General features: G+C 46.6%; 19 protein-coding genes and 1 pseudogene. 19 read left to right on the top strand and 1 reads right to left on the bottom strand.

Annotation, left to right across the window (positions count from 1 at the left end; genetic code table 11):
• Window positions 1–55: 55 nt before the first annotated feature.
• From spoIIP to mtaB, 11 genes are all read left to right on the top strand, one after another.
• The gene (gene spoIIP / locus G9F75_RS03615; RefSeq protein WP_007612673.1) at window positions 56–1,249 is read left to right on the top strand and encodes a stage II sporulation protein P; all 1,194 of its coding nucleotides are present in this window, start codon (window positions 56–58) and stop codon (window positions 1,247–1,249) included.
• Window positions 1,250–1,265: 16 nt separating this feature from the next.
• Window positions 1,266–1,604, top strand: coding sequence for a YqxA family protein (locus G9F75_RS03610; protein ID WP_007408270.1), 339 nt, complete (start codon window positions 1,266–1,268; stop codon window positions 1,602–1,604).
• A gap of 132 nt (window positions 1,605–1,736) precedes the next feature.
• The gene (gene lepA / locus G9F75_RS03605) at window positions 1,737–3,572 is read left to right on the top strand and encodes a translation elongation factor 4 (RefSeq protein ID WP_014418416.1); all 1,836 of its coding nucleotides are present in this window, start codon (window positions 1,737–1,739) and stop codon (window positions 3,570–3,572) included.
• A 59-nt stretch (window positions 3,573–3,631) separates the two neighbouring features.
• A complete protein-coding gene (hemW, locus tag G9F75_RS03600) occupies window positions 3,632–4,771 on the top strand; it encodes a radical SAM family heme chaperone HemW (protein WP_012118022.1) in 1,140 nt (379 codons plus the stop codon).
• Between the two features lie 80 nt (window positions 4,772–4,851).
• Window positions 4,852–5,883 carry a heat-inducible transcriptional repressor HrcA gene (hrcA, locus tag G9F75_RS03595; RefSeq protein WP_003152889.1) on the top strand — a complete coding sequence of 344 codons (1,032 nt, stop codon included), beginning with the start codon at window positions 4,852–4,854 and terminating at the stop codon, window positions 5,881–5,883.
• 59 nt (window positions 5,884–5,942) lie between these two features.
• Window positions 5,943–6,518 carry a nucleotide exchange factor GrpE gene (gene grpE / locus G9F75_RS03590; RefSeq protein ID WP_003152892.1) on the top strand — a complete coding sequence of 192 codons (576 nt, stop codon included), beginning with the start codon at window positions 5,943–5,945 and terminating at the stop codon, window positions 6,516–6,518.
• Between the two features lie 24 nt (window positions 6,519–6,542).
• Window positions 6,543–8,381 (top strand): molecular chaperone DnaK, encoded by a 1,839-nt coding sequence (gene dnaK / locus G9F75_RS03585; protein ID WP_007408273.1) that lies wholly within the window; start codon window positions 6,543–6,545, stop codon window positions 8,379–8,381.
• 185 nt (window positions 8,382–8,566) lie between these two features.
• The gene (gene dnaJ, locus G9F75_RS03580) at window positions 8,567–9,694 is read left to right on the top strand and encodes a molecular chaperone DnaJ (RefSeq protein ID WP_003152895.1); all 1,128 of its coding nucleotides are present in this window, start codon (window positions 8,567–8,569) and stop codon (window positions 9,692–9,694) included.
• Window positions 9,695–9,717: 23 nt separating this feature from the next.
• A complete protein-coding gene (prmA, locus tag G9F75_RS03575) occupies window positions 9,718–10,653 on the top strand; it encodes a 50S ribosomal protein L11 methyltransferase (protein WP_014418413.1) in 936 nt (311 codons plus the stop codon).
• 22 nt (window positions 10,654–10,675) lie between these two features.
• Window positions 10,676–11,446, top strand: coding sequence for a 16S rRNA (uracil(1498)-N(3))-methyltransferase (locus G9F75_RS03570; RefSeq protein ID WP_014418412.1), 771 nt, complete (start codon window positions 10,676–10,678; stop codon window positions 11,444–11,446).
• Window positions 11,446–12,801: a tRNA (N(6)-L-threonylcarbamoyladenosine(37)-C(2))-methylthiotransferase MtaB gene (gene mtaB / locus G9F75_RS03565; protein WP_014305444.1), complete on the top strand. Its 1,356-nt coding sequence runs from the start codon at window positions 11,446–11,448 to the stop codon at window positions 12,799–12,801. The genes G9F75_RS03570 and mtaB overlap by 1 nt, the downstream gene beginning before the upstream one ends.
• Before the next feature lie 37 nt (window positions 12,802–12,838).
• Here the strand turns inward: mtaB and G9F75_RS03560 are convergent, their stop codons facing one another.
• Entirely contained in the window at window positions 12,839–13,765 is a 927-nt protein-coding gene (locus tag G9F75_RS03560; RefSeq protein ID WP_021494332.1) for a Na/Pi symporter, read from the bottom strand.
• A 171-nt stretch (window positions 13,766–13,936) separates the two neighbouring features.
• Between G9F75_RS03560 and rpsU the strand changes: the two genes are divergently transcribed.
• From rpsU to G9F75_RS03520, 8 genes and pseudogenes are all read left to right on the top strand, one after another.
• The gene (gene rpsU, locus G9F75_RS03555; protein WP_003152957.1) at window positions 13,937–14,110 is read left to right on the top strand and encodes a 30S ribosomal protein S21; all 174 of its coding nucleotides are present in this window, start codon (window positions 13,937–13,939) and stop codon (window positions 14,108–14,110) included.
• Window positions 14,111–14,124: 14 nt separating this feature from the next.
• Entirely contained in the window at window positions 14,125–14,571 is a 447-nt protein-coding gene (locus tag G9F75_RS03550) for a GatB/YqeY domain-containing protein (RefSeq protein ID WP_021494331.1), read from the top strand.
• A 122-nt stretch (window positions 14,572–14,693) separates the two neighbouring features.
• Window positions 14,694–16,010 carry an NfeD family protein gene (locus G9F75_RS03545; RefSeq protein ID WP_021494330.1) on the top strand — a complete coding sequence of 439 codons (1,317 nt, stop codon included), beginning with the start codon at window positions 14,694–14,696 and terminating at the stop codon, window positions 16,008–16,010.
• Window positions 16,011–16,034: 24 nt separating this feature from the next.
• The gene (gene floA / locus G9F75_RS03540) at window positions 16,035–17,027 is read left to right on the top strand and encodes a flotillin-like protein FloA (protein ID WP_014418409.1); all 993 of its coding nucleotides are present in this window, start codon (window positions 16,035–16,037) and stop codon (window positions 17,025–17,027) included.
• Window positions 17,028–17,054: 27 nt separating this feature from the next.
• Window positions 17,055–17,489 (top strand): hypothetical protein, encoded by a 435-nt coding sequence (locus tag G9F75_RS03535; RefSeq protein WP_007408281.1) that lies wholly within the window; start codon window positions 17,055–17,057, stop codon window positions 17,487–17,489.
• 56 nt (window positions 17,490–17,545) lie between these two features.
• The gene (gene yqfC / locus G9F75_RS03530) at window positions 17,546–17,827 is read left to right on the top strand and encodes a sporulation protein YqfC (RefSeq protein ID WP_003152966.1); all 282 of its coding nucleotides are present in this window, start codon (window positions 17,546–17,548) and stop codon (window positions 17,825–17,827) included.
• 17 nt (window positions 17,828–17,844) lie between these two features.
• Window positions 17,845–19,069: pseudogene (yqfD, locus tag G9F75_RS03525) on the top strand (sporulation protein YqfD).
• The gene (locus tag G9F75_RS03520) at window positions 19,033–19,992 is read left to right on the top strand and encodes a PhoH family protein (protein WP_007408283.1); all 960 of its coding nucleotides are present in this window, start codon (window positions 19,033–19,035) and stop codon (window positions 19,990–19,992) included. Before yqfD ends, G9F75_RS03520 begins: the two are co-directional and overlap by 37 nt.
• Window positions 19,993–20,027: the final 35 nt, after the last annotated feature.

Genomic DNA, 20,027 nt, shown 5'->3' with positions numbered 1-20,027 from the left:
TCCTCTAGCTTGTTCATAGAGTAATTACTAGACAAGCGCTGGAGGGATTCAAATCATGAGAAAAAAACGCAGAAACCGTCAAATTGTCGTTGCAGTAAACGGTGGAAATGCGCTCAAGGGCATGTTTTTGTTTATGACAAGCCTTATCGTTATTTTCGTATTATCGGGTGTGCTCACATCGCTTCGCCCTGAACTGAGGCTTTCTTCGGATTCTCTTCACGGAATTGCCGGAGAACTTCCGGGTGACGCGTTTGCACACCTCCTCGGCATGGAAAATCATTATTTCGCCTCAGAGCTTCCTGAAAAAGACTCTTTTCAGCTGTCCCGGCTTTCCTTAAAACTGGCGACAAGCATTAATATGGAAGACCCGCGGAGTTTCTTGGGACGTGAGCTGCCGGGATTTGCCCAATACGATACGGAGATCCTTCTGGCGGGGCAGGGGACGGATTATACGAATATGCCGGCTGAATCTCCGCCGCCGTCAAAGGTGATGGAAAAAGAAAAAGAAGTGAACCTGGCAGAAATCGAAAACAAAACGAAAAAAGAAGAAACGGCGCCGCCGAAACATTCAACAGGCAGCAAAAAAGTCGTCTTTATTTATCACACTCACAATACCGAATCCTATCTCCCTCTGTTAAAAGGGGAAACAAATCCGGATAACGCCCGCCATTCGAAGGCCAATGTCACGCTTGTCGGAGATATGTTCGGAAAAGCGCTTGAAGCGCAAGGTGTAGGAGCGACCGTAGATAAAACCGACATTCAGGCCCGCCTGAACAAAGATGGCTTAAATTATGCGCGAAGCTACGACGAATCAAGGCCGGTCGTAAAAAGCGCGCTCGCCAAAAATAAAAACCTGCAATATACCATAGACATTCACCGGGATTCCCGCCGCAAGAAAAATACGACAGCCGACATTAAAGGAAAAAGCTATGCCAGAGTCGCCATCGTCGTCGGCAAAAAAAGCGCTAATTTTGAAGAAAACTATAAACTCGCAAGTGAACTTCATAAGCTGATGGAGAAAAAATACCCCGGCTTAAGCGTCGGTGTTTTATCAAAAGGCTCTCCGGGAGATAATGGAGTATACAACCAAGATTTAAACGATCGGTCACTTCTGCTGGAATTCGGGGGCGTGGATAACAATCTTGAAGAACTGAGGCGCGCATCAGATGCCGTGGCCGATGTGTTCAGCGAACTGTACTGGGATGCAGAAAAGGTCAGCTCGCAATCAGGAGAGAAGAAAAAACAATAGAAATCAGGTGATTCAAATGATCCGTTTTACCGGCAAATGCCTGCTGATCGCCATTGTCATGTTTTTCGGCGTTTTGTTCGGCATGCAGCAGGCAAACAGCGGAATGCTTGATATGAAAGGATACAAAGATCCCTCCTTAAAAGGAGCATTCACGCTCGGCGGCGGAGAAGGACAGGAAAAAGAAGCTTCCATTTTGGGACAAACCGTTACGGCGAAAGATCTGGAAGAAAAACAAAAACAGCTGGAACAGGCGGAAACCTTCAACCTGTTTTCAAAAGCCGGAGAAACCCTTTCAAATACCGTGACGGACTCGGCGCAGGCGATGTATGAGTGGGTTTCGAAACTGAACCGTTAGCATTGATGAAGAGAAAAGCGGATGATTCCTTAAAGGAAGCTTTTCTCTTTCTTGTTTTAATTGAATGTTTACAATCCTATTGATATAATCTAAACTAGTGTATTTTGCGTTTAATAGTAGGAGTGATAGATTGTGACAGATAAAGAAAAGCGTTTAGAGAGGCAGTCAAGAATCCGGAATTTCTCCATCATCGCCCACATAGACCACGGCAAATCGACCTTGGCGGATCGGATTTTAGAAAAAACATCGGCGATCACCCAGCGGGAAATGAAAGAACAATTGCTTGATTCAATGGACCTTGAACGCGAACGGGGAATTACCATCAAATTAAATTCCGTTCAGCTGAAATACAAAGCAAAAGACGGAGAAGAATATATATTCCATCTCATCGACACGCCCGGACACGTCGACTTTACATATGAAGTATCGCGAAGCCTGGCTGCCTGCGAAGGCGCGATTCTCGTTGTTGATGCGGCTCAGGGAATAGAAGCGCAGACATTGGCGAACGTCTATCTGGCGCTTGATAATGATCTTGAGATTCTTCCTGTCATTAATAAAATCGATCTTCCGAGCGCAGAGCCAGAACGTGTGCGTCAAGAGGTTGAGGACGTTATCGGCCTTGACGCTTCAGACGCCGTCCTCGCTTCAGCGAAAGCGGGCATCGGCATCGAAGACATTTTAGAGCAGATCGTAGAAAAAGTGCCGGCTCCCGCGGGAGATCCGGAAGCTCCGCTGAAAGCGCTCATCTTTGACTCGCTTTATGACGCGTACCGCGGAGTCGTCGCGTATATCAGAGTCGTAGAAGGAACGGTCAAACCGGGCCAGAAAATTAAAATGATGGCAACCGGAAAAGAGTTTGAAGTGACAGAAGTCGGTGTGTTCACGCCGAAAGCAACTCCGACAGATGAACTGACCGTCGGCGATGTCGGCTTTTTAACTGCTGCGATCAAAAATGTCGGTGACACACGCGTCGGTGACACGATAACAAGCGCGGCCAATCAGGCTGCCGAAGCATTGCCTGGATATCGCAAGCTGAACCCGATGGTGTATTGCGGTTTGTATCCGATCGATACGGCCAAATACAACGATTTAAGGGAAGCTCTTGAGAAGCTTGAACTGAATGACTCATCGCTTCAATATGAAGCAGAGACATCCCAAGCGCTCGGATTCGGTTTCCGCTGCGGATTTTTAGGTATGCTTCACATGGAAATCATTCAGGAGCGGATTGAGCGTGAGTTTAAAATCGACCTGATCACAACGGCACCGAGTGTTATCTATGATGTGTATATGACAGACGGCGAAAAGGTTGTTGTCGACAACCCGTCCAACATGCCTGACCCGCAAAAGATCGAAAGAATCGAGGAGCCGTATGTAAAAGCGACAATGATGGTGCCGAACGATTATGTCGGTGCGGTGATGGAGCTTTGCCAAGGAAAACGCGGCAATTTTATCGACATGCAATATTTAGACGCAAATCGTGTCAGCATTGTCTATGACATGCCATTAGCGGAAATCGTCTATGAGTTTTTTGATCAGCTGAAATCAAGCACAAAAGGCTACGCGTCCTTTGATTACGAACTGATCGGCTACAAACCGTCTAAACTTGTCAAGATGGACATTATGCTGAACGGAGAAAAAATCGACGCGCTGTCATTTATCGTGCATCGCGATTACGCGTACGAACGCGGAAAAGTAATTGTGGAAAAACTAAAAGAACTTATTCCGCGCCAGCACTTTGAAGTACCGATTCAAGCAGCGATCGGACAGAAAATCGTGGCCCGCTCGACCATTAAGGCCATGCGGAAAAACGTCCTTGCAAAATGTTACGGAGGAGACATCTCGCGGAAACGGAAGCTTCTTGAAAAACAAAAAGAAGGAAAACGCCGGATGAAGCAGGTCGGCTCAGTAGAAGTGCCGCAGGAAGCGTTTATGGCCGTTCTTAAAATGGATGACAGCCCGAAAAAATAACGGAAGCCGCCGCAGTCCCGCACTGCGGCTTCTTTCTGTAAAGAAGAAGGTGTTTCAAAATGAAATCAGCTTATATTCATATCCCGTTTTGTGAGCATATCTGCCACTATTGCGATTTCAATAAATATTTTATTCAGAGCCAGCCTGTCGATGAGTACTTAAACTCACTCGAAAAGGAAATGATAAATACAATAGAACGGACGGGACGCCCTGATCTCCGTACGATTTTTATCGGGGGAGGCACGCCGACATCGCTCTCACCCGTCCAGCTGGAAAAATTGATGGATTCCATTCACCGCGTGCTGAAGCCTTCTGACGGACTCATAGAATTTGCCGCGGAAGCGAATCCGGATGATTTGTCCCCGGAAAAATTAAAAATCATGAAAAATGCCGGTGTCAACCGGCTGAGCTTCGGTGTTCAAACCTTTGAAGATGAGCTTTTACAAAAAATCGGCAGAGTGCATAAACAAAAGGACGTATTCACTTCCTTTGAACGTGCGAGGGCTCTCGGCTTCGACAACATCAGTCTCGATTTGATGTTCGGCCTGCCGGGTCAGACGCTGGCCGATCTTGACAATTCCGTCAAAACGGCTTTGTCTCTTGATGCGGAGCACTATTCCGTTTACTCGCTGATCGTAGAGCCGAAAACGGTGTTTTATAATTTAATGCAAAAAGGCCGCCTGCATCTCCCGGCGCAAGAACAAGAGGCCGAGATGTATGAAACGGTCATGAGGCAGATGAGTGAAGCGGGCATCCGTCAATACGAGATCAGTAACTTTGCAAAGCCCGGATACGAATCGCAGCATAATCTGACGTATTGGAGCAATGAAGAGTATTTCGGTTTTGGCGCTGGCGCTCACGGATATATCAGCGGCACGCGCACCGTCAACGCCGGGCCTGTGAAACATTACATGCAGCTCATCGAAGAAAAGGGGCTGCCTTACCGTGACACGCACGAGGTGACACGTGAGGAGCAGATTGAAGAAGAAATGTTCCTCGGTCTCAGAAAAATGTCCGGCGTACAAAAGCAAGCTTTTCTCGATAAATTCGGACGCTCGGTCGACGAACTGTTTCCCGATGTTCTCAAAGATTTAACCGAAAAAGGCCTGATCTGTGACACGGAAGAATCGGTTGCATTAACGCATGAGGGCAAATTATTAGGAAATGAGGTTTTTGGCGCTTTTTTGGGTGAGTTATAATTGACATTTTTCTTTTGGTTTGTTACTTTTGATATAGAATTAGCACTCGCTGACCTTGAGTGCTAACAGGGGTGATGATGATGTTAACAAATCGTCAGCTGTTGATCCTGCAAGTGATTATTAATGATTTTATACAATCAGCGCAGCCTGTAGGATCAAGAACTCTTTCAAAAAAAGACGAGATTACATTCAGCTCTGCAACGATCAGAAACGAGATGGCTGACTTGGAGGAATTGGGCTTTATTGAAAAAACCCATTCATCCTCAGGACGGATTCCGTCGGAAAAAGGGTACAGGTATTATGTCGATCATTTGCTGTCACCCGTCAAGCTGACAAAAACCGATCTGGATTTAATTCACTCGATATTTAAAGAAAAAATCTTCGAGCTGGAAAAAACAGTCCAAAAATCAGCGCAAATCTTGTCCGATCTGACAAACTACACATCGATTGTCCTCGGGCCGACGCTGAGCGAGAACTATCTTAAACAGATTCAAATCGTTCCGATCCAGCCGGATAAGGCGGTCGCCATCCTCGTCACGAACACGGGGCATGTCGAAAACCGCACTATCAATTTCCCGGCTAAAGTGGATCTGGCCGATATTGAAAAACTGGTCAATATATTAAACGATCGATTAGCGGGCGTGCCGATGGACGAACTGAATGAGCGCATTTTCAAAGAGGTTGTCACATATTTAAGGCAGCATATCGCCAACTATGACAGCATACTTGAATCGCTCCGCTCCACATTCCATCCGGCGGCCCACGTTGAGAAATTATTTTTCGGCGGAAAGATCAACATGCTGAATCAGCCGGAGTTCCATGATATTGAAAGGGTCCGCTCGCTCTTATCTTTAATTGAAAAAGAGCAGGATGTTCTGAAGCTGTTTCAGTCATCAAAAGCCGGGATTTCAATCAAAATCGGCAAAGAAAATGACTACGAAGAAATGGAAAATTGCAGTTTAATCACGGCCACCTATACAGTTGATACGAAACAGATCGGATCAATCGCCATTATCGGGCCGACGCGCATGAATTATTCAAGAGTCGTCAGCCTGCTGCAGCACGTGACTTCGGACTTGTCAAAAGCATTCACAAGTTTGTATGATGAATAAGGGAATTTTGGCAATCATTTTCAGTCATCTTTTTACAGCATTTGAGGGAGGTGAACACAATGTCAGAAGAAAAACAAACCGCAGAACAGGTTGAAGCAGCAGAACAAGAAGAAGTGACAGAACAGGCAGAACAAGCCGCTTCACAAGAGCAGCATGAAGAAACGGCAGGTCAGGAAGAAGCCCTTCAGCACCAAATTGATGAATTGCAGGGTTTGCTTGATGAAAAAGAAAACAAACTTTTGCGTGTTCAAGCAGACTTTGAAAACTATAAACGACGCAGCCGCCTTGAAATGGAAGCTGCCCAGAAATACCGTTCTCAAAACGTCGTAACTGAAATCCTTCCGGCTCTCGACAACTTTGAACGGGCGTTACAGGTAGAAGCTGAAAGCGAGCAGACAAAAAGCTTGCTGCAAGGTATGGAAATGGTCCGCCGCCAGCTGATGGACGCACTTGAAAAAGAAGGCGTTGAAGCCATCGAAGCTGTCGGTCAGGAATTTGATCCGAACCTTCACCAAGCCGTCATGCAGGTGGAAGATGAAAACTTCGGCAGCAATATTGTTATCGAAGAACTGCAAAAAGGCTACAAACTGAAGGATCGCGTCATCCGTCCTTCAATGGTAAAAGTGAATCAATAACTACATAGCAGGAGGTAATTCAAAGTGAGTAAAGTAATCGGAATTGACTTGGGTACGACAAACTCATGTGTGGCAGTGCTTGAAGGCGGAGAGCCTACAGTCATCGCCAACGCTGAAGGAAACCGTACGACTCCGTCAGTCGTTGCATTTAAAAACGGCGAGCGCCAAGTAGGGGAAGTGGCGAAACGCCAATCAATCACAAATCCTAACACAATCATGTCTGTTAAACGCCATATGGGTACTGACTATAAAGTGGAAATCGAAGGAAAAGACTACACGCCTCAAGAAGTGTCAGCTATTATCCTTCAGCATCTGAAAGCATATGCTGAAAGCTACCTCGGCGAAACAGTTTCAAAAGCCGTTATCACGGTTCCTGCATACTTCAACGATGCAGAGCGCCAAGCGACAAAAGATGCCGGTAAAATCGCCGGTCTTGAAGTAGAGCGTATTATCAACGAGCCGACTGCAGCAGCGCTTGCATACGGACTTGATAAAACGGACGAAGACCAAACAATTCTTGTTTACGACCTTGGCGGCGGTACGTTTGACGTATCTGTTCTTGAACTTGGCGACGGCGTGTTTGAAGTCCGTTCAACTGCCGGTGACAACCGTCTTGGCGGGGACGACTTTGACCAAGTCATCATCGATCATCTCGTAGCAGAATTCAAAAAAGAAAACGGCATTGATCTTTCAAAAGACAAAATGGCGCTTCAGCGTTTGAAAGATGCGGCTGAGAAAGCGAAAAAAGATCTTTCCGGCGTATCATCCACACAAATTTCTTTACCGTTTATCACGGCGGGAGAAGCAGGTCCGCTTCACCTTGAGCTGACCCTGACCCGCGCTAAATTCGAAGAGCTTTCCGCTCACCTTGTTGAGCGCACAATGGCTCCTGTCCGTCAGGCTCTTCAAGATGCGGATCTTTCTGCAAGCGAAATCGACAAAGTTATCCTTGTCGGCGGATCAACACGTATTCCTGCCGTACAGGAAGCAATCAAAAAAGAAACGGGTAAAGAAGCGCATAAAGGCGTAAACCCTGATGAAGTTGTAGCGCTGGGTGCAGCGATTCAAGGCGGCGTCATCACGGGAGACGTAAAAGACGTTGTTCTTCTTGACGTTACACCGCTTTCTCTCGGTATTGAAACAATGGGCGGCGTGTTCACGAAACTGATCGACCGCAACACGACAATTCCGACGAGCAAGTCTCAAGTATTCTCAACCGCTGCTGACAACCAAACGGCTGTTGACATTCACGTGCTTCAAGGTGAGCGCCCGATGTCTGCCGACAACAAAACGCTCGGCCGCTTCCAGCTTACTGATATCCCGCCGGCACCGCGCGGCGTACCGCAAATCGAAGTTTCTTTCGATATTGACAAAAACGGTATCGTAAACGTAAGAGCGAAAGACTTAGGCACAGGAAAAGAACAAAACATTACTATCAAATCTTCTTCAGGTCTTTCTGATGATGAGATCGAACGCATGGTAAAAGAAGCGGAAGAAAACGCTGACGCTGATGCGAAGAGAAAAGAAGAAATCGAAGTCCGCAACGAAGCTGACCAGCTTGTGTTCCAAACGGAAAAAACATTAAAAGATCTGGAAGGCAAAGTGGACGAAGAGCAAGTGAAAAAAGCAAACGACGCGAAAGACGCGCTGAAAGCCGCTATCGAGAAAAACGAAATTGAAGACATCAAAGCGAAAAAAGATGAGCTTCAAACAATCGTTCAAGAGCTTTCTATGAAGCTTTATGAAGAAGCTGCAAAAGCGCAGCAGGCTGAAGGCGGAGCAAACGCTGAAGGCAAAAAAGCGGACGACAACGTTGTCGATGCGGAATACGAAGAAGTAAAAGACGACGAAACGAAAAAATAAGTTCTTTCCCGCATGGCTATAGGCGGAAGAACACACAGCATATTCTGATTCAACAGACAGAAAGTCAAAGTCAGGCATCTCTTGGCTTTGACTTTTTTTCTTGCCCGGGATAAAAGGAATTGAAAAAACATAATTCAAAATGATACAATCTAATTTATGTGAGAAATTCGGGAGAGTGAAGCGAGATGAGTAAGCGTGATTACTATGAAGTGCTTGGGGTAAGTAAGAGCGCTTCAAAGGATGAAATCAAAAAAGCCTATCGGAAGCTTTCAAAAAAATATCATCCTGATATCAATAAAGAATCCGGAGCAGATGAAAAATTCAAAGAGGTAAAAGAAGCGTACGAAGCGCTCTCAGACGACCAAAAACGCGCTCAATATGACCAATTCGGCCATACAGACCCTAACCAGGGATTCGGCGGCGGTTTCGGAGGCGGCGGAGACTTCGGCGGCTTCGGTTTCGATGACATCTTCTCAAGCATCTTCGGAGGCGGCACGAGACGCCGTGACCCGAATGCGCCGCGGCAAGGCGCGGATCTGCAGTATACAATGACCCTGTCATTTGAAGACGCGGCTTTCGGAAAAGAAACGATCATTGAAATTCCGCGCGAAGAGAATTGCGAAACATGTAAAGGGTCTGGCGCGAAGCCGGGAACAAAGCCGGATACGTGCTCGCACTGCGGAGGTTCAGGCCAGCTGAACGTCGAACAGAACACGCCGTTTGGCAAAGTGGTTAACCGAAGAGTCTGCCACCACTGTGAAGGAACAGGAAAAATCATCAAAAACAAGTGTTCTGACTGCGGCGGCACGGGCAAAGTGAAAAAACGGAAAAAAATCAATGTCACGATTCCTGCCGGTGTGGATGACGGACAGCAGCTGCGCGTTCCGGGCCAAGGTGAACCGGGCGTAAACGGAGGGCCTGCGGGAGATCTGTTTGTCGTATTCCATGTGCGCGCCCACGAGTTCTTTGAGCGCGACGGAGACGATATTTATTGCGAAATGCCGTTAACGTTTGCCCAAGCGGCACTCGGAGACGAAGTGGAAGTGCCGACGCTTCACGGAAAAGTGAAATTGAAAATACCTGCCGGCACACAAACCGGCACGAAATTCAGATTAAGAGGCAAAGGCGTTCAGAACGTCCGGGGCTACGGACAAGGCGACCAGCACATTGTCGTCCGCGTCGTCACACCGACGAATCTGACAGATAAACAAAAAGACATCATCCGCGAATTCGCTGAAGTCAGCGGAAACCTGCCGGATGAACAAGAAATGAGTTTCTTTGACAAAGTAAAACGCGCATTTAAAGGCGAGTAATGATTGGATAGGAGTTGGTAGTTTTGAAATGGTCCGAAATCAGCATTCACACAACACATGAAGCGGTCGAACCCATCTCAAATATTTTGCATGAAGCTGGTGCGAGCGGGGTTGTCATCGAAGATCCGCTTGATTTAATGAAAGAGCGTGAGAATGTTTACGGGGAAATCTACCAGCTCGACCCCAATGATTACCCCGATGAGGGTGTCATTGTCAAAGCGTATCTGCCGATCAACAGTTTCCTCGGCGAAACGGTGGACGGCATTAAAGAGACGATTAACAATCTGCTTTTGTACGACATTGATTTGGGCAGAAACAAAATCACCATTTCTGAAGTCAATGAAGAAGAATGGGCGACCGCTTGGAAAAAGTATTATCATCCTGTGAAAATTTCTGAAAAGTTCACGATCGTTCCCACATGGGAAACGTATACACCTGTTCATACAGATGAACTGATTATCGAAATGGACCCGGGTATGGCATTCGGTACGGGAACGCATCCGACAACAGTTCTGTGCATTCAGGCGCTTGAGCGTATCGTTCAAAAAGGCGACCGTATCATTGATGTCGGCACCGGTTCAGGAATTTTAAGCATCGCGGCCGCCATGCTTGAGGCCGAATCGGTTCATGCGTATGACCTTGATCCGGTCGCTGTTGAAAGCGCGCGTCTGAATGTGAAATTGAACAAAGTGAGTGATACGGCCGAAGTGAAGCAGAACAATTTGTTAGACGGCATCACGGGCGAACATGATGTCATTGTCGCAAATATTTTGGCGGAAGTGATTCTCCGCTTTACATCACAGGCGTACGACCTGCTCAAAGACGGAGGCCATTTTATTACTTCAGGCATTATCGGCCAGAAAAAACAGGAAGTAAAAGAAGCGTTGGAAAAAGCCGGCTTTACCATCATAGAAATTCTGTCTATGGAAGATTGGGTCAGCATCATCGCGAAAAAATAACAGTTAGTAGGTGTCACAGCGTATGCAACGATATTTTATCGAGCTCACGAAGCAGGAGATGGACGAAACTCCTGATTTTCAAATCACGGGGGAAGACGTCCACCATATAGCGAACGTCATGAGAATGAGTGCGGGAGACCGGATTATCTGCTGTTCGAAAGACGGCCATGAAGCGTTATGCCTGCTTAAAGAGGTTTCTAAAGATCATATATCATGCAGCATTGCTGAGTGGACGGGTGAAAACCGTGAACTGCCTTTGAAGATCAGGATCGCAAGCGGCCTCCCGAAAGGCGATAAGCTTGAATGGATTATCCAAAAAGGGACCGAGCTGGGGGCAAGTATGTTCATCCCTTTTCAAGGCGCCAGATCCGTCGTTAAGCTTGACGACAAAAAGGCAAAGAAAAAACGGGAGAGATGGGCGAAAATCGCGAAGGAAGCGGCGGAGCAATCGTACCGCAATGAAATTCCCGAAGTGAAAACCGTTTATACGTTCCGGCAGCTGCTTGAAATGGCGGAGAATGTCGATAAATGTGTCGTTGCATACGAGGAGTCATCAAAGCAGGGAGAAACGGGCGCTTTCGCCGCGGAGCTCAAAAGCCTTCCGCAAGGTTCGTCTCTTTTAATCGTATTCGGCCCTGAAGGCGGTCTGACTGAGTCTGAAGTTCATCAGCTTTCAGAAAAAGGCGCCGTCTTATGCGGCCTCGGACCGAGAATTTTACGGACTGAAACTGCGCCTCTTTACGCGTTAAGCGCAGTTTCCTATCATACAGAGTTATTAAGAGGTGATCAGTAATGGCAACTGTTGCTTTTCATACCCTTGGCTGCAAGGTCAACCATTATGAAACAGAAGCAATCTGGCAGCTGTTTAAAGATGCGGGTTATGAACGAAAAGAATTCGAACAGACAGCAGATGTATATGTCATTAATACATGTACGGTAACAAACACGGGAGATAAAAAAAGCCGTCAAGTCATCAGACGGGCGATCCGCCAAAATCCTGACGGCGTCATCTGCGTAACAGGGTGCTATGCGCAAACCTCTCCGGCAGAAATTATGGCCATCCCGGGTGTTGACATCGTCGTCGGCACGCAGGATCGTGAAAAAATGCTCGGTTACATTGAGCAGTACAGGGAAGAGCGCCAGCCGATCAACGGCGTCGGCAATATTATGAAAGCACGCGTGTTTGAAGAGCTGGATGTTCCCGCTTTTACTGACCGCACAAGAGCGTCGTTAAAAATCCAAGAGGGCTGCAACAACTTCTGTACGTTCTGCATTATCCCTTGGGCGCGCGGCCTGCTTCGTTCCCGCGATCCGGAAGAAGTCATTAAACAGGCGCAGCAGCTGGTGGATGCCGGCTATAAAGAAATCGTCCTGACGGGGATTCATACGGGCGGCTACGGCGAAGATATGAAAGATTATAATTTCGCCAAGCTTCTCCGCGAGCTTGATACACGTGTAGAAGGACTGAAGCGGATCAGAATTTCATCTATTGAAGCAAGCCAAATCACTGATGAAGTGATTGAAGTGCTGGATGCGTCTGATAAAATCGTCCGCCACCTTCATATCCCGATTCAGTCAGGATCAAACACCGTTCTGAAACGGATGAGACGCAAATATACGATGGAATTTTTCGCGGACCGTTTAAATAAGCTGAAAGAAGCGCTGCCGGGTCTGGCCGTCACATCTGATGTCATCGTCGGTTTCCCGGGTGAAACGGAAGAAGAATTTATGGAAACATACCGGTTCATTAAAGAACATAAGTTTTCAGAGCTTCACGTATTCCCTTACAGCAAACGCACCGGAACACCTGCGGCCAGAATGGAAGACCAGGTTGACGAGAACGTGAAAAACGAACGGGTGCATAAGCTGATCGCGCTGTCTGACCAGCTTGCAAAAGAATACGCCTCCGATTATGAAGGAGAGGTTCTGGAAATCATTCCGGAAGAGGCGTTTAAAGAGTCTGATGAAGACGGCATGTTCGTCGGCTATACGGACAATTACATGAAAGTCGTCTTCAAAGGCACGGAGGATGTAATCGGCAAACTTGTCAAAGTCAAAATTCAAAAAGCGGGCTATCCGTATAACGAAGGACAATTCGTCCGTGTCGTTGAGGATGAAATGACCCGGAACATGCGCATGTCTTCATAACAGATAAAAAAACCGGTGCCTTCCCGCATCGGTTTTTTTACGGTTTCGGAGGAATCAGCCTGTCAATCAGCCGGTAAAATAAATGTGTGAACGGCAGAAACAATAGGGCGGTGACTACGTTAAATAACAGGCTGAAATGCGCAATCATCTGCGCGGGATCATCAGACAGGCGCTCCGTAAAACCTGCTGATGCGGACAGGAAGGGAAATACGAGCAGCACGCCGAGAATATTAAACACAACGTGAGCACCGGCGGTCTGTCTGGCGGCATAACCGCCTGAAACAGCAGCCATGACGGCCGTGACGCATGTCCCGATATTAGATCCCAGAACGACGCTGACCGCTTGTTCAATGCCGATCACCCCTTCGTTCATAAAACTCATCAAAATGCCGATGCAGACGGAGCTTGAATGAATGATTGCCGTCAATATCATACCGATAAAAAGAGCGGACCAGCTCGAATCATTCACATGGCGCAAAACCTCCGCCCCCGCCTTCATTTCTGTCAGCGGAACGGCGAGCCGGCTGAAGCATGTGATGCAAAAAAAGATGATGCCGAGACCGAGGAAGCTTATGCCGATCTGCCTGAACGGATATTTACGGATGAGGATAAACACAAGGCCTCCGATAAAAAGCACCCAAATGAGCACATCCATCTTTATGGCTAAAAACTCCGTCGTAAACGTGGAGCCGACATTCGTGCCGAGAATCATCGGAATGGTCCGTTTAAAAGATAAAGCGCCTGCGCTGACAAAGCCGATGACAATGACCATGAAGGCTGAGCTGCTCTGAAGAAAACCAGTGAATACGATGCTTATGAGAAAAGCTTTCAAAGGGTGGTCGGTAAATAAGAGCAGGCTCTTCTCAATTTTTGAATACGTTAATGCGATCAGCCCCTGCCTGAGCAGGCTCATTCCGAGTAAAAAAATCAGGATAAGTGCGGTAAAGAGAATCAGTATCATCAAATGAAACACCCCTTTCCATCATTATATAGACAAGCAGCCTTATTCATGACGGAAAAGTGAGCTCGCTTAGTTGACCTGACTGATGGCTTATATTATAATGTCAAAGTACATGTTTATATATGTATCTTTTTAAAGGTAGTCGATTGGTGTATTCGGAGGGAGGGAAAGAGAATGTCAAAAACGGTCGTTAGAAAAAACGAATCGCTTGAAGATGCTCTTCGTCGCTTCAAACGCAGTGTATCAAAGACAGGTACTTTGCAAGAAGCAAGAAAGCGCGAATTTTATGAAAAACCTAGCGTAAAGCGCAAGAAAAAGTCAGAAGCTGCTAGAAAACGCAAATTCTAAAAGAGGGTGGATTTATGAGTCTTCTTGAGCGACTTAACCAAGATATGAAGCTGTATATGAAAAGCCGTGAGAAAGACAAACTGACTGTCGTTCGAATGGTGAAAGCTTCACTTCAAAACGAAGCAATTAAGCTTAAGAAAGACAGTTTGACCGAGGATGAGGAACTTACTGTCCTATCTCGTGAACTTAAGCAACGTAAAGACTCCCTCCATGAATTTTCAAACGCTAATCGTTTAGATTTAGTAGATAAAGTTCAAAAAGAGCTGGACATTTTAGAAGTTTATTTACCGAAGCAGCTTTCTGAAGAAGAGCTGCAGACAATCGTAAATGAAACCATCACTGAAGTCGGTGCGAGCTCCAAAGCGGACATGGGCAAAGTGATGAGTGCTATTATGCCTAAAGTAAAAGGTAAAGCTGACGGCAGCGTAATTAACAGACTTGTCAGCAGTCAATTATCTTAATTGACAAGAAAAAAGACATCTTTCCTAGAGAGATGTCTTTTTTTATACATAAAAAAATGAAACTAAAGTACATTTGTTACGTATATAAAGAAGAACGAAACGGGAAGGAGGGTATATTTGCCTTGTTCCGAAAAAAAACCGGAATTGCTGTTGCTCTATTGGGCTTATTTGTATTATCTTTATTAGGGGTTCAATTGAACGCGAAAGCTGATCATCCATCGGTTTATGTCATCCCGGTTGAGAAAAATGTCGAACAGGGGCTCGCCTCTTTTTTATCGCGTTCTTTCAAAGAAGCGAAGGAGTCCGGCGCGTCACACATTATTCTTGACATCAATACACCGGGAGGCGCCGTTCAATCAGCCTTGGATATTGCGGATATCATCGGCCGCGCGGATGTGCCTGTTACCGCTTACGTTAATAAACGGGCGCTTTCTGCCGGAGCGTATATAGCGCTTCAGGCAGATGAAATCTATATGGCGCCGGGCGGAAAAATGGGTGCCGCAGCCATCATCGACGGAAAAGGAAACGCGGCAGACAAAAAGGCTCAATCACTGTGGCATGCAGAAATGGAGGACGCAGCGGTTAAAAACAACCGAAATCCGAAATATGCGCTGGCCATGGCTGACCCCGCCATCAACGCAAAGGAAGCGGGCGCCCCAAAGGGAAAACTGCTGACACTGACAGCTGAAAAAGCTAAGGAAGTCGGATATTCGGAGGGCACGGTTTCAGACCTTGATGCTTTATATACAAAGCTCGGTTTTGACAAAGCGGATGTTCACCATGCAAAAGAAGGTTTCGTCGGCAAACTGGGCAGATGGCTGACAAATCCGTTTGTTGTCCCCGTCTTATTAACGCTTGCTTTGCTTGGTTTGACCATTGAATTGTTCTCGCCGGGCCTCGGGATACCGGGTGCCGTCGGACTGACGGCCATGCTGCTGTTTTTTACCGGGCATATCGCTGCCGGATTCGCCGGCTATGACAGCGTATTCTTATTTTGCGCGGGCTTGGTTTTTATCCTTTTAGAGATATTTCTGCCCGGAGGCATAATCGGTCTTATCGGTATTGCAGGCGTCATCGCGAGCCTCTTTCTCGCTGCGGGCAGCTTTACTGTAATGGCGGTTTCTCTCTTGATCGCCTTTGCTGTATCTATTACAGCTTTTATCATATTAACAAGGGTGTTGGGGAAACGAATGAAATTCTTTAAAAAATTAATATTAACTGATTCAACAAGCACGGAGAGCGGTTATGTTTCAAATCAGAACCGGACGGAGCTGTTGGGAAAAGTCGGCATTACCGCTACAGCCCTCAGACCGTCAGGCACCGTCATTATTGATGATGAACGTCTGGATGTCGTCTCGGAAGGATCATTCACTGAAAAAGACAGACAGGTGAAAGTAGTGAAAGCGGAAGGCTCACGCATTGTCGTGAGAGAAATATAGATGATAACCTTGAGGAGGAATTAGATGGAACTGTCAAGTTTGGCGATTTTAGCATTAGTTGCTGCTGCCATTATTGTGTTAGCCATATTCTTCACCTTTGTACCGGTGATGCTATGGATTTCGGCGCTTGCGGCAGGAGTCAGAATCAGCATTTTCACTTTGGTCGGGATGAGGCTGCGGCGCGTCATACCAAGCCGCGTTGTCAATCCGTTAATTAAAGCGCACAAAGCCGGCCTATCCGCAACAACAAATCAGCTCGAAAGCCATTATCTGGCCGGAGGTAATGTCGACAGGGTGGTCAATGCCCTGATTGCGGCACAGCGCGCCAATATTGAACTGACATTTGAACGCTGCGCAGCCATTGACCTGGCCGGGCGTGACGTATTGGAAGCCGTACAGATGAGCGTCAATCCGAAGGTCATTGAAACACCGTTTATCGCGGGTGTCGCCATGGACGGAATTGAAGTAAAGGCAAAAGCCAGAATCACGGTAAGAGCCAATATTGAGCGCCTTGTCGGAGGAGCGGGAGAAGAGACGGTTGTCGCCCGTGTCGGAGAAGGGATTGTCTCAACAATCGGTTCTTCACACAATCATAAAAAAGTGCTTGAAAATCCTGATATGATTTCGCAGACTGTACTTGGCAAAGGGCTGGATTCAGGCACCGCATTTGAAATTCTTTCGATTGACATTGCCGACGTTGATATCGGCAAAAACATCGGAGCGATTCTTCAGACGGATCAGGCAGAAGCAGACAAAAACATTGCGCAGGCCAAAGCCGAAGAGCGCCGCGCCATGGCGGTCGCCCAAGAGCAGGAAATGCGCGCTCGCGTAGAAGAAATGCGTGCAAAAGTCGTGGAAGCAGAAGCCGAAGTGCCGCTTGCGATGGCAGAAGCGTTGCGTGAAGGAAACATCGGCGTCATGGACTATATGAACATAAAAAATATCGACGCGGATACGGACATGAGGGATTCTATCGGCAAGCTGACGAATGACCAGCAAGATGAAGACCAACAATAACCTCTCTATTAAGGAGGGAGCCGCTATATGCACGAGATTCTGACAAATCCGCTCGTCATTGCCGCCGTCATCGGCATTATATCGGCAATATTCGGCAAGAAAAACAAAGATGAAAAACGTCCGCCGGGTACACGTCCCGGAAATCAGGCAAAAAAGCAGGATCAAAAACAGCCGCAGAAAGAGCATAAGCCGGAAGCGGAAGAATTGCCTGCCGTTTCAGAAGAGAACCCTTTTGAGCAAAAAAGAAGGGAAGCTGAAAAGCGCCTAGCGGAGACGGAGCAGATGTTTAACGGGCTTGAACATAAGCTGACATCCGCACGCGCACGAAACGCGTCTCTGAAGAAATCAGCCCTCAAAATAAATAAAGAAACTGCGGTTCAAGGCATTATATTCAGTGAGGTTTTGGGTCCGCCCCGTGCAAAAAAACCGCACCGGACCATGCGGAACATCGGTAAAAAATAAAGTGTTAGAACCCCTTTTCAAATCATACATATGAGATGAAAGGGGGTTCTTTTTTTATGGGGCAAAGAAAGAATCGTGTAAAGGCATGGCTGACAAGAGCATTGGAAATTCCCCCGGACGTTATGATGGATCTGCCTCGTATTACGATGGTCGGCAGACTTCATATCTACATAGAGAATCACAGAGGCCTCCTGCTGTTCAGCGAAGAAGAAGTCAGGCTGATGCTCAAGCAGGGGCAGTGTATCATATCAGGAAAAAACTTGGTCATTAAGGCAATCCTTCCTGAGGAAATCCTTTTGGAAGGCACGATAGATCACGTACGATATGTCGATTCATAAAGCCGGGGGGAAATAATGTGAAAAACAAATGGCTGTCATTTTTTTCGGGTAAAGTCCAAATGGAAGTCAAAGGAAAAGGAATTGAACGGCTGCTGAATGAATGCACGAGAAACGGAATCGCCATCTTTGCGGTGAAAAAAAAGCAAGACTGTGTCCTGCTGATGATTCAGCTTCAGGATGTACATGCTTTCAGAAGAGTCATCAGAAAACATGAATGCAAAGCAAGCTTTACAAAAAGAAAGGGTCTTCCCTTTCTGCTTCTCAAATCAAAATTAAACCTGGGCTTCACTGCGGGATTTGTGATATTTTTTGTTATATTGTTTCTTTTGTCCAACATGATTTGGGAAATTGATATTAAAGGGGCCAAGCCCGAAACCGAGCATCAGATGGTAAAGCACCTTGAAGAAATCGGTGTGAAAAAAGGCCGTTTGCAATTTTTAATGATGACGCCGGAGAAAATTCAAAAATCATTAACAAACGGTATCGATAATATTACGTGGGTCGGTGTGGAATTGAACGGGACAGCCCTTCATATGAAAGTGGTCGAAAAAAACGAACCGACAAAAGAAAAGTACGTGAGCCCCCGCCATATCGTTGCCAAAAAGAAGGCGGTCATCAAAAGGATGTTCGTGCAAAAGGGGCAGCCGATGGCTTTTGTGAACGATCATGTTGACAAAGGACAGCTCCTCGTCTCAGGACTGATCGGAAATGAAGACCGGAAAGTCGCCTCAAAAGCGGAAATTTACGGAGAAACATGGTACAAGTCAGAAGTAACCGTGCCTCTTGAAACATCATTTACGCTATATACGGGTAAAGTAAGGACGAAGCACAAGCTGTCTTTCGGATCATGGGGCGTGCCTTTTTGGGGCTTTGAATTTAATGAGAAGCCGCTGAAACATCCGAAAACAGAGGAAGAAAAGCATCCGTTTCAATTTCTGGGGATGAAGCTTCCGGTTTCTTACGTTCAAGAACAGACAAGAGAAAGTGAAACATCCGTGCGGACTTATACGAAAGGCGAAGCGGTTCAGGCCGGTATCAAAATGGGAAGACAAGATGTAGAAAAGCGATTAAACGGCAGCGGAGAGGTGGAAAGTGAAAAAGTTTTGCACCAATCCGTTGAGAATGGTAAAGTAAAGTTGATTATTCTCTACCAAGTTATAGAAGATATCGTTCAAACCACACCTATTGTTCAGGGAGACTAAAGAATGGCAGAACATTTACTTGCGATTAATCACAAACTGAAAAGCCCGGACGAAGCACTTTCTTTGTTCGGCAGCCAAGATGCTTTTTTACATTTAATGGAGAAGGATCTGGGCATTAGCCTCATCACACGCGGTGAAACCATTTACGTTTCCGGGAATGATGAAACATTTGAGATCGCTGACAGATTATTGGGCTCGCTCCTTACTTTAATTCGCAAGGGGATCGAGATTTCGGAACGTGATGTGCTGTATGCCGTGAAAATGGCAAAAAAAGATGAACTGGACTATTTTGAAAGCATGTATGAAGAGGAAATAACGAAAACGGCAAAAGGCAAACCGATCCGTGTCAAAACCATCGGCCAAAGAGAATATGTGGCGGCGATGAAGAAAAACGACATGGTGTTCGGCATCGGGCCGGCGGGAACCGGCAAAACTTATTTGGCGGTCGTAAAAGCGGTGCACGCTTTAAAAAACGGCCACATTAAAAAAATCATTTTAACAAGACCCGCTGTGGAAGCCGGCGAGAGCCTCGGCTTTCTGCCCGGAGATTTAAAGGAAAAAGTAGATCCTTATCTGCGCCCGCTGTATGACGCGCTCCATGATGTGCTCGGAAGCGACCATACGGAGCGTCTTATGGAAAGAGGGGTTATCGAAATCGCCCCGCTTGCCTATATGAGAGGGCGGACGCTTGACGACGCGTATGTGATTCTTGATGAAGCCCAGAATACCACTCCCGCTCAAATGAAAATGTTTTTGACGAGATTGGGTTTTGGCTCTAAAATGATCATTACGGGCGACGTAAGCCAAATTGACCTGCCGAAAGGCGTCACATCGGGACTTGCAGTAGCGAAGGACATGCTGAAGGACGTAAACGGCATCTCCGTGATTGAACTTGACCAGACAGATGTGGTCAGGCATCCGCTTGTTGCAAAAATTATTGAAGCTTATGATAAGCAAAAGTAATGCAAAAATGACCCGATCTCCCGTTATCGGGTCAT

It is taken from the genome of Bacillus sp. EKM208B (assembly GCF_011800725.1).
Lineage (GTDB): Bacteria > Bacillota > Bacilli > Bacillales > Bacillaceae > Bacillus > Bacillus velezensis.
The sequence above is the reverse complement of the archived record's forward strand: the minus strand, read 5'-3'. Positions and strand labels throughout refer to the sequence as shown.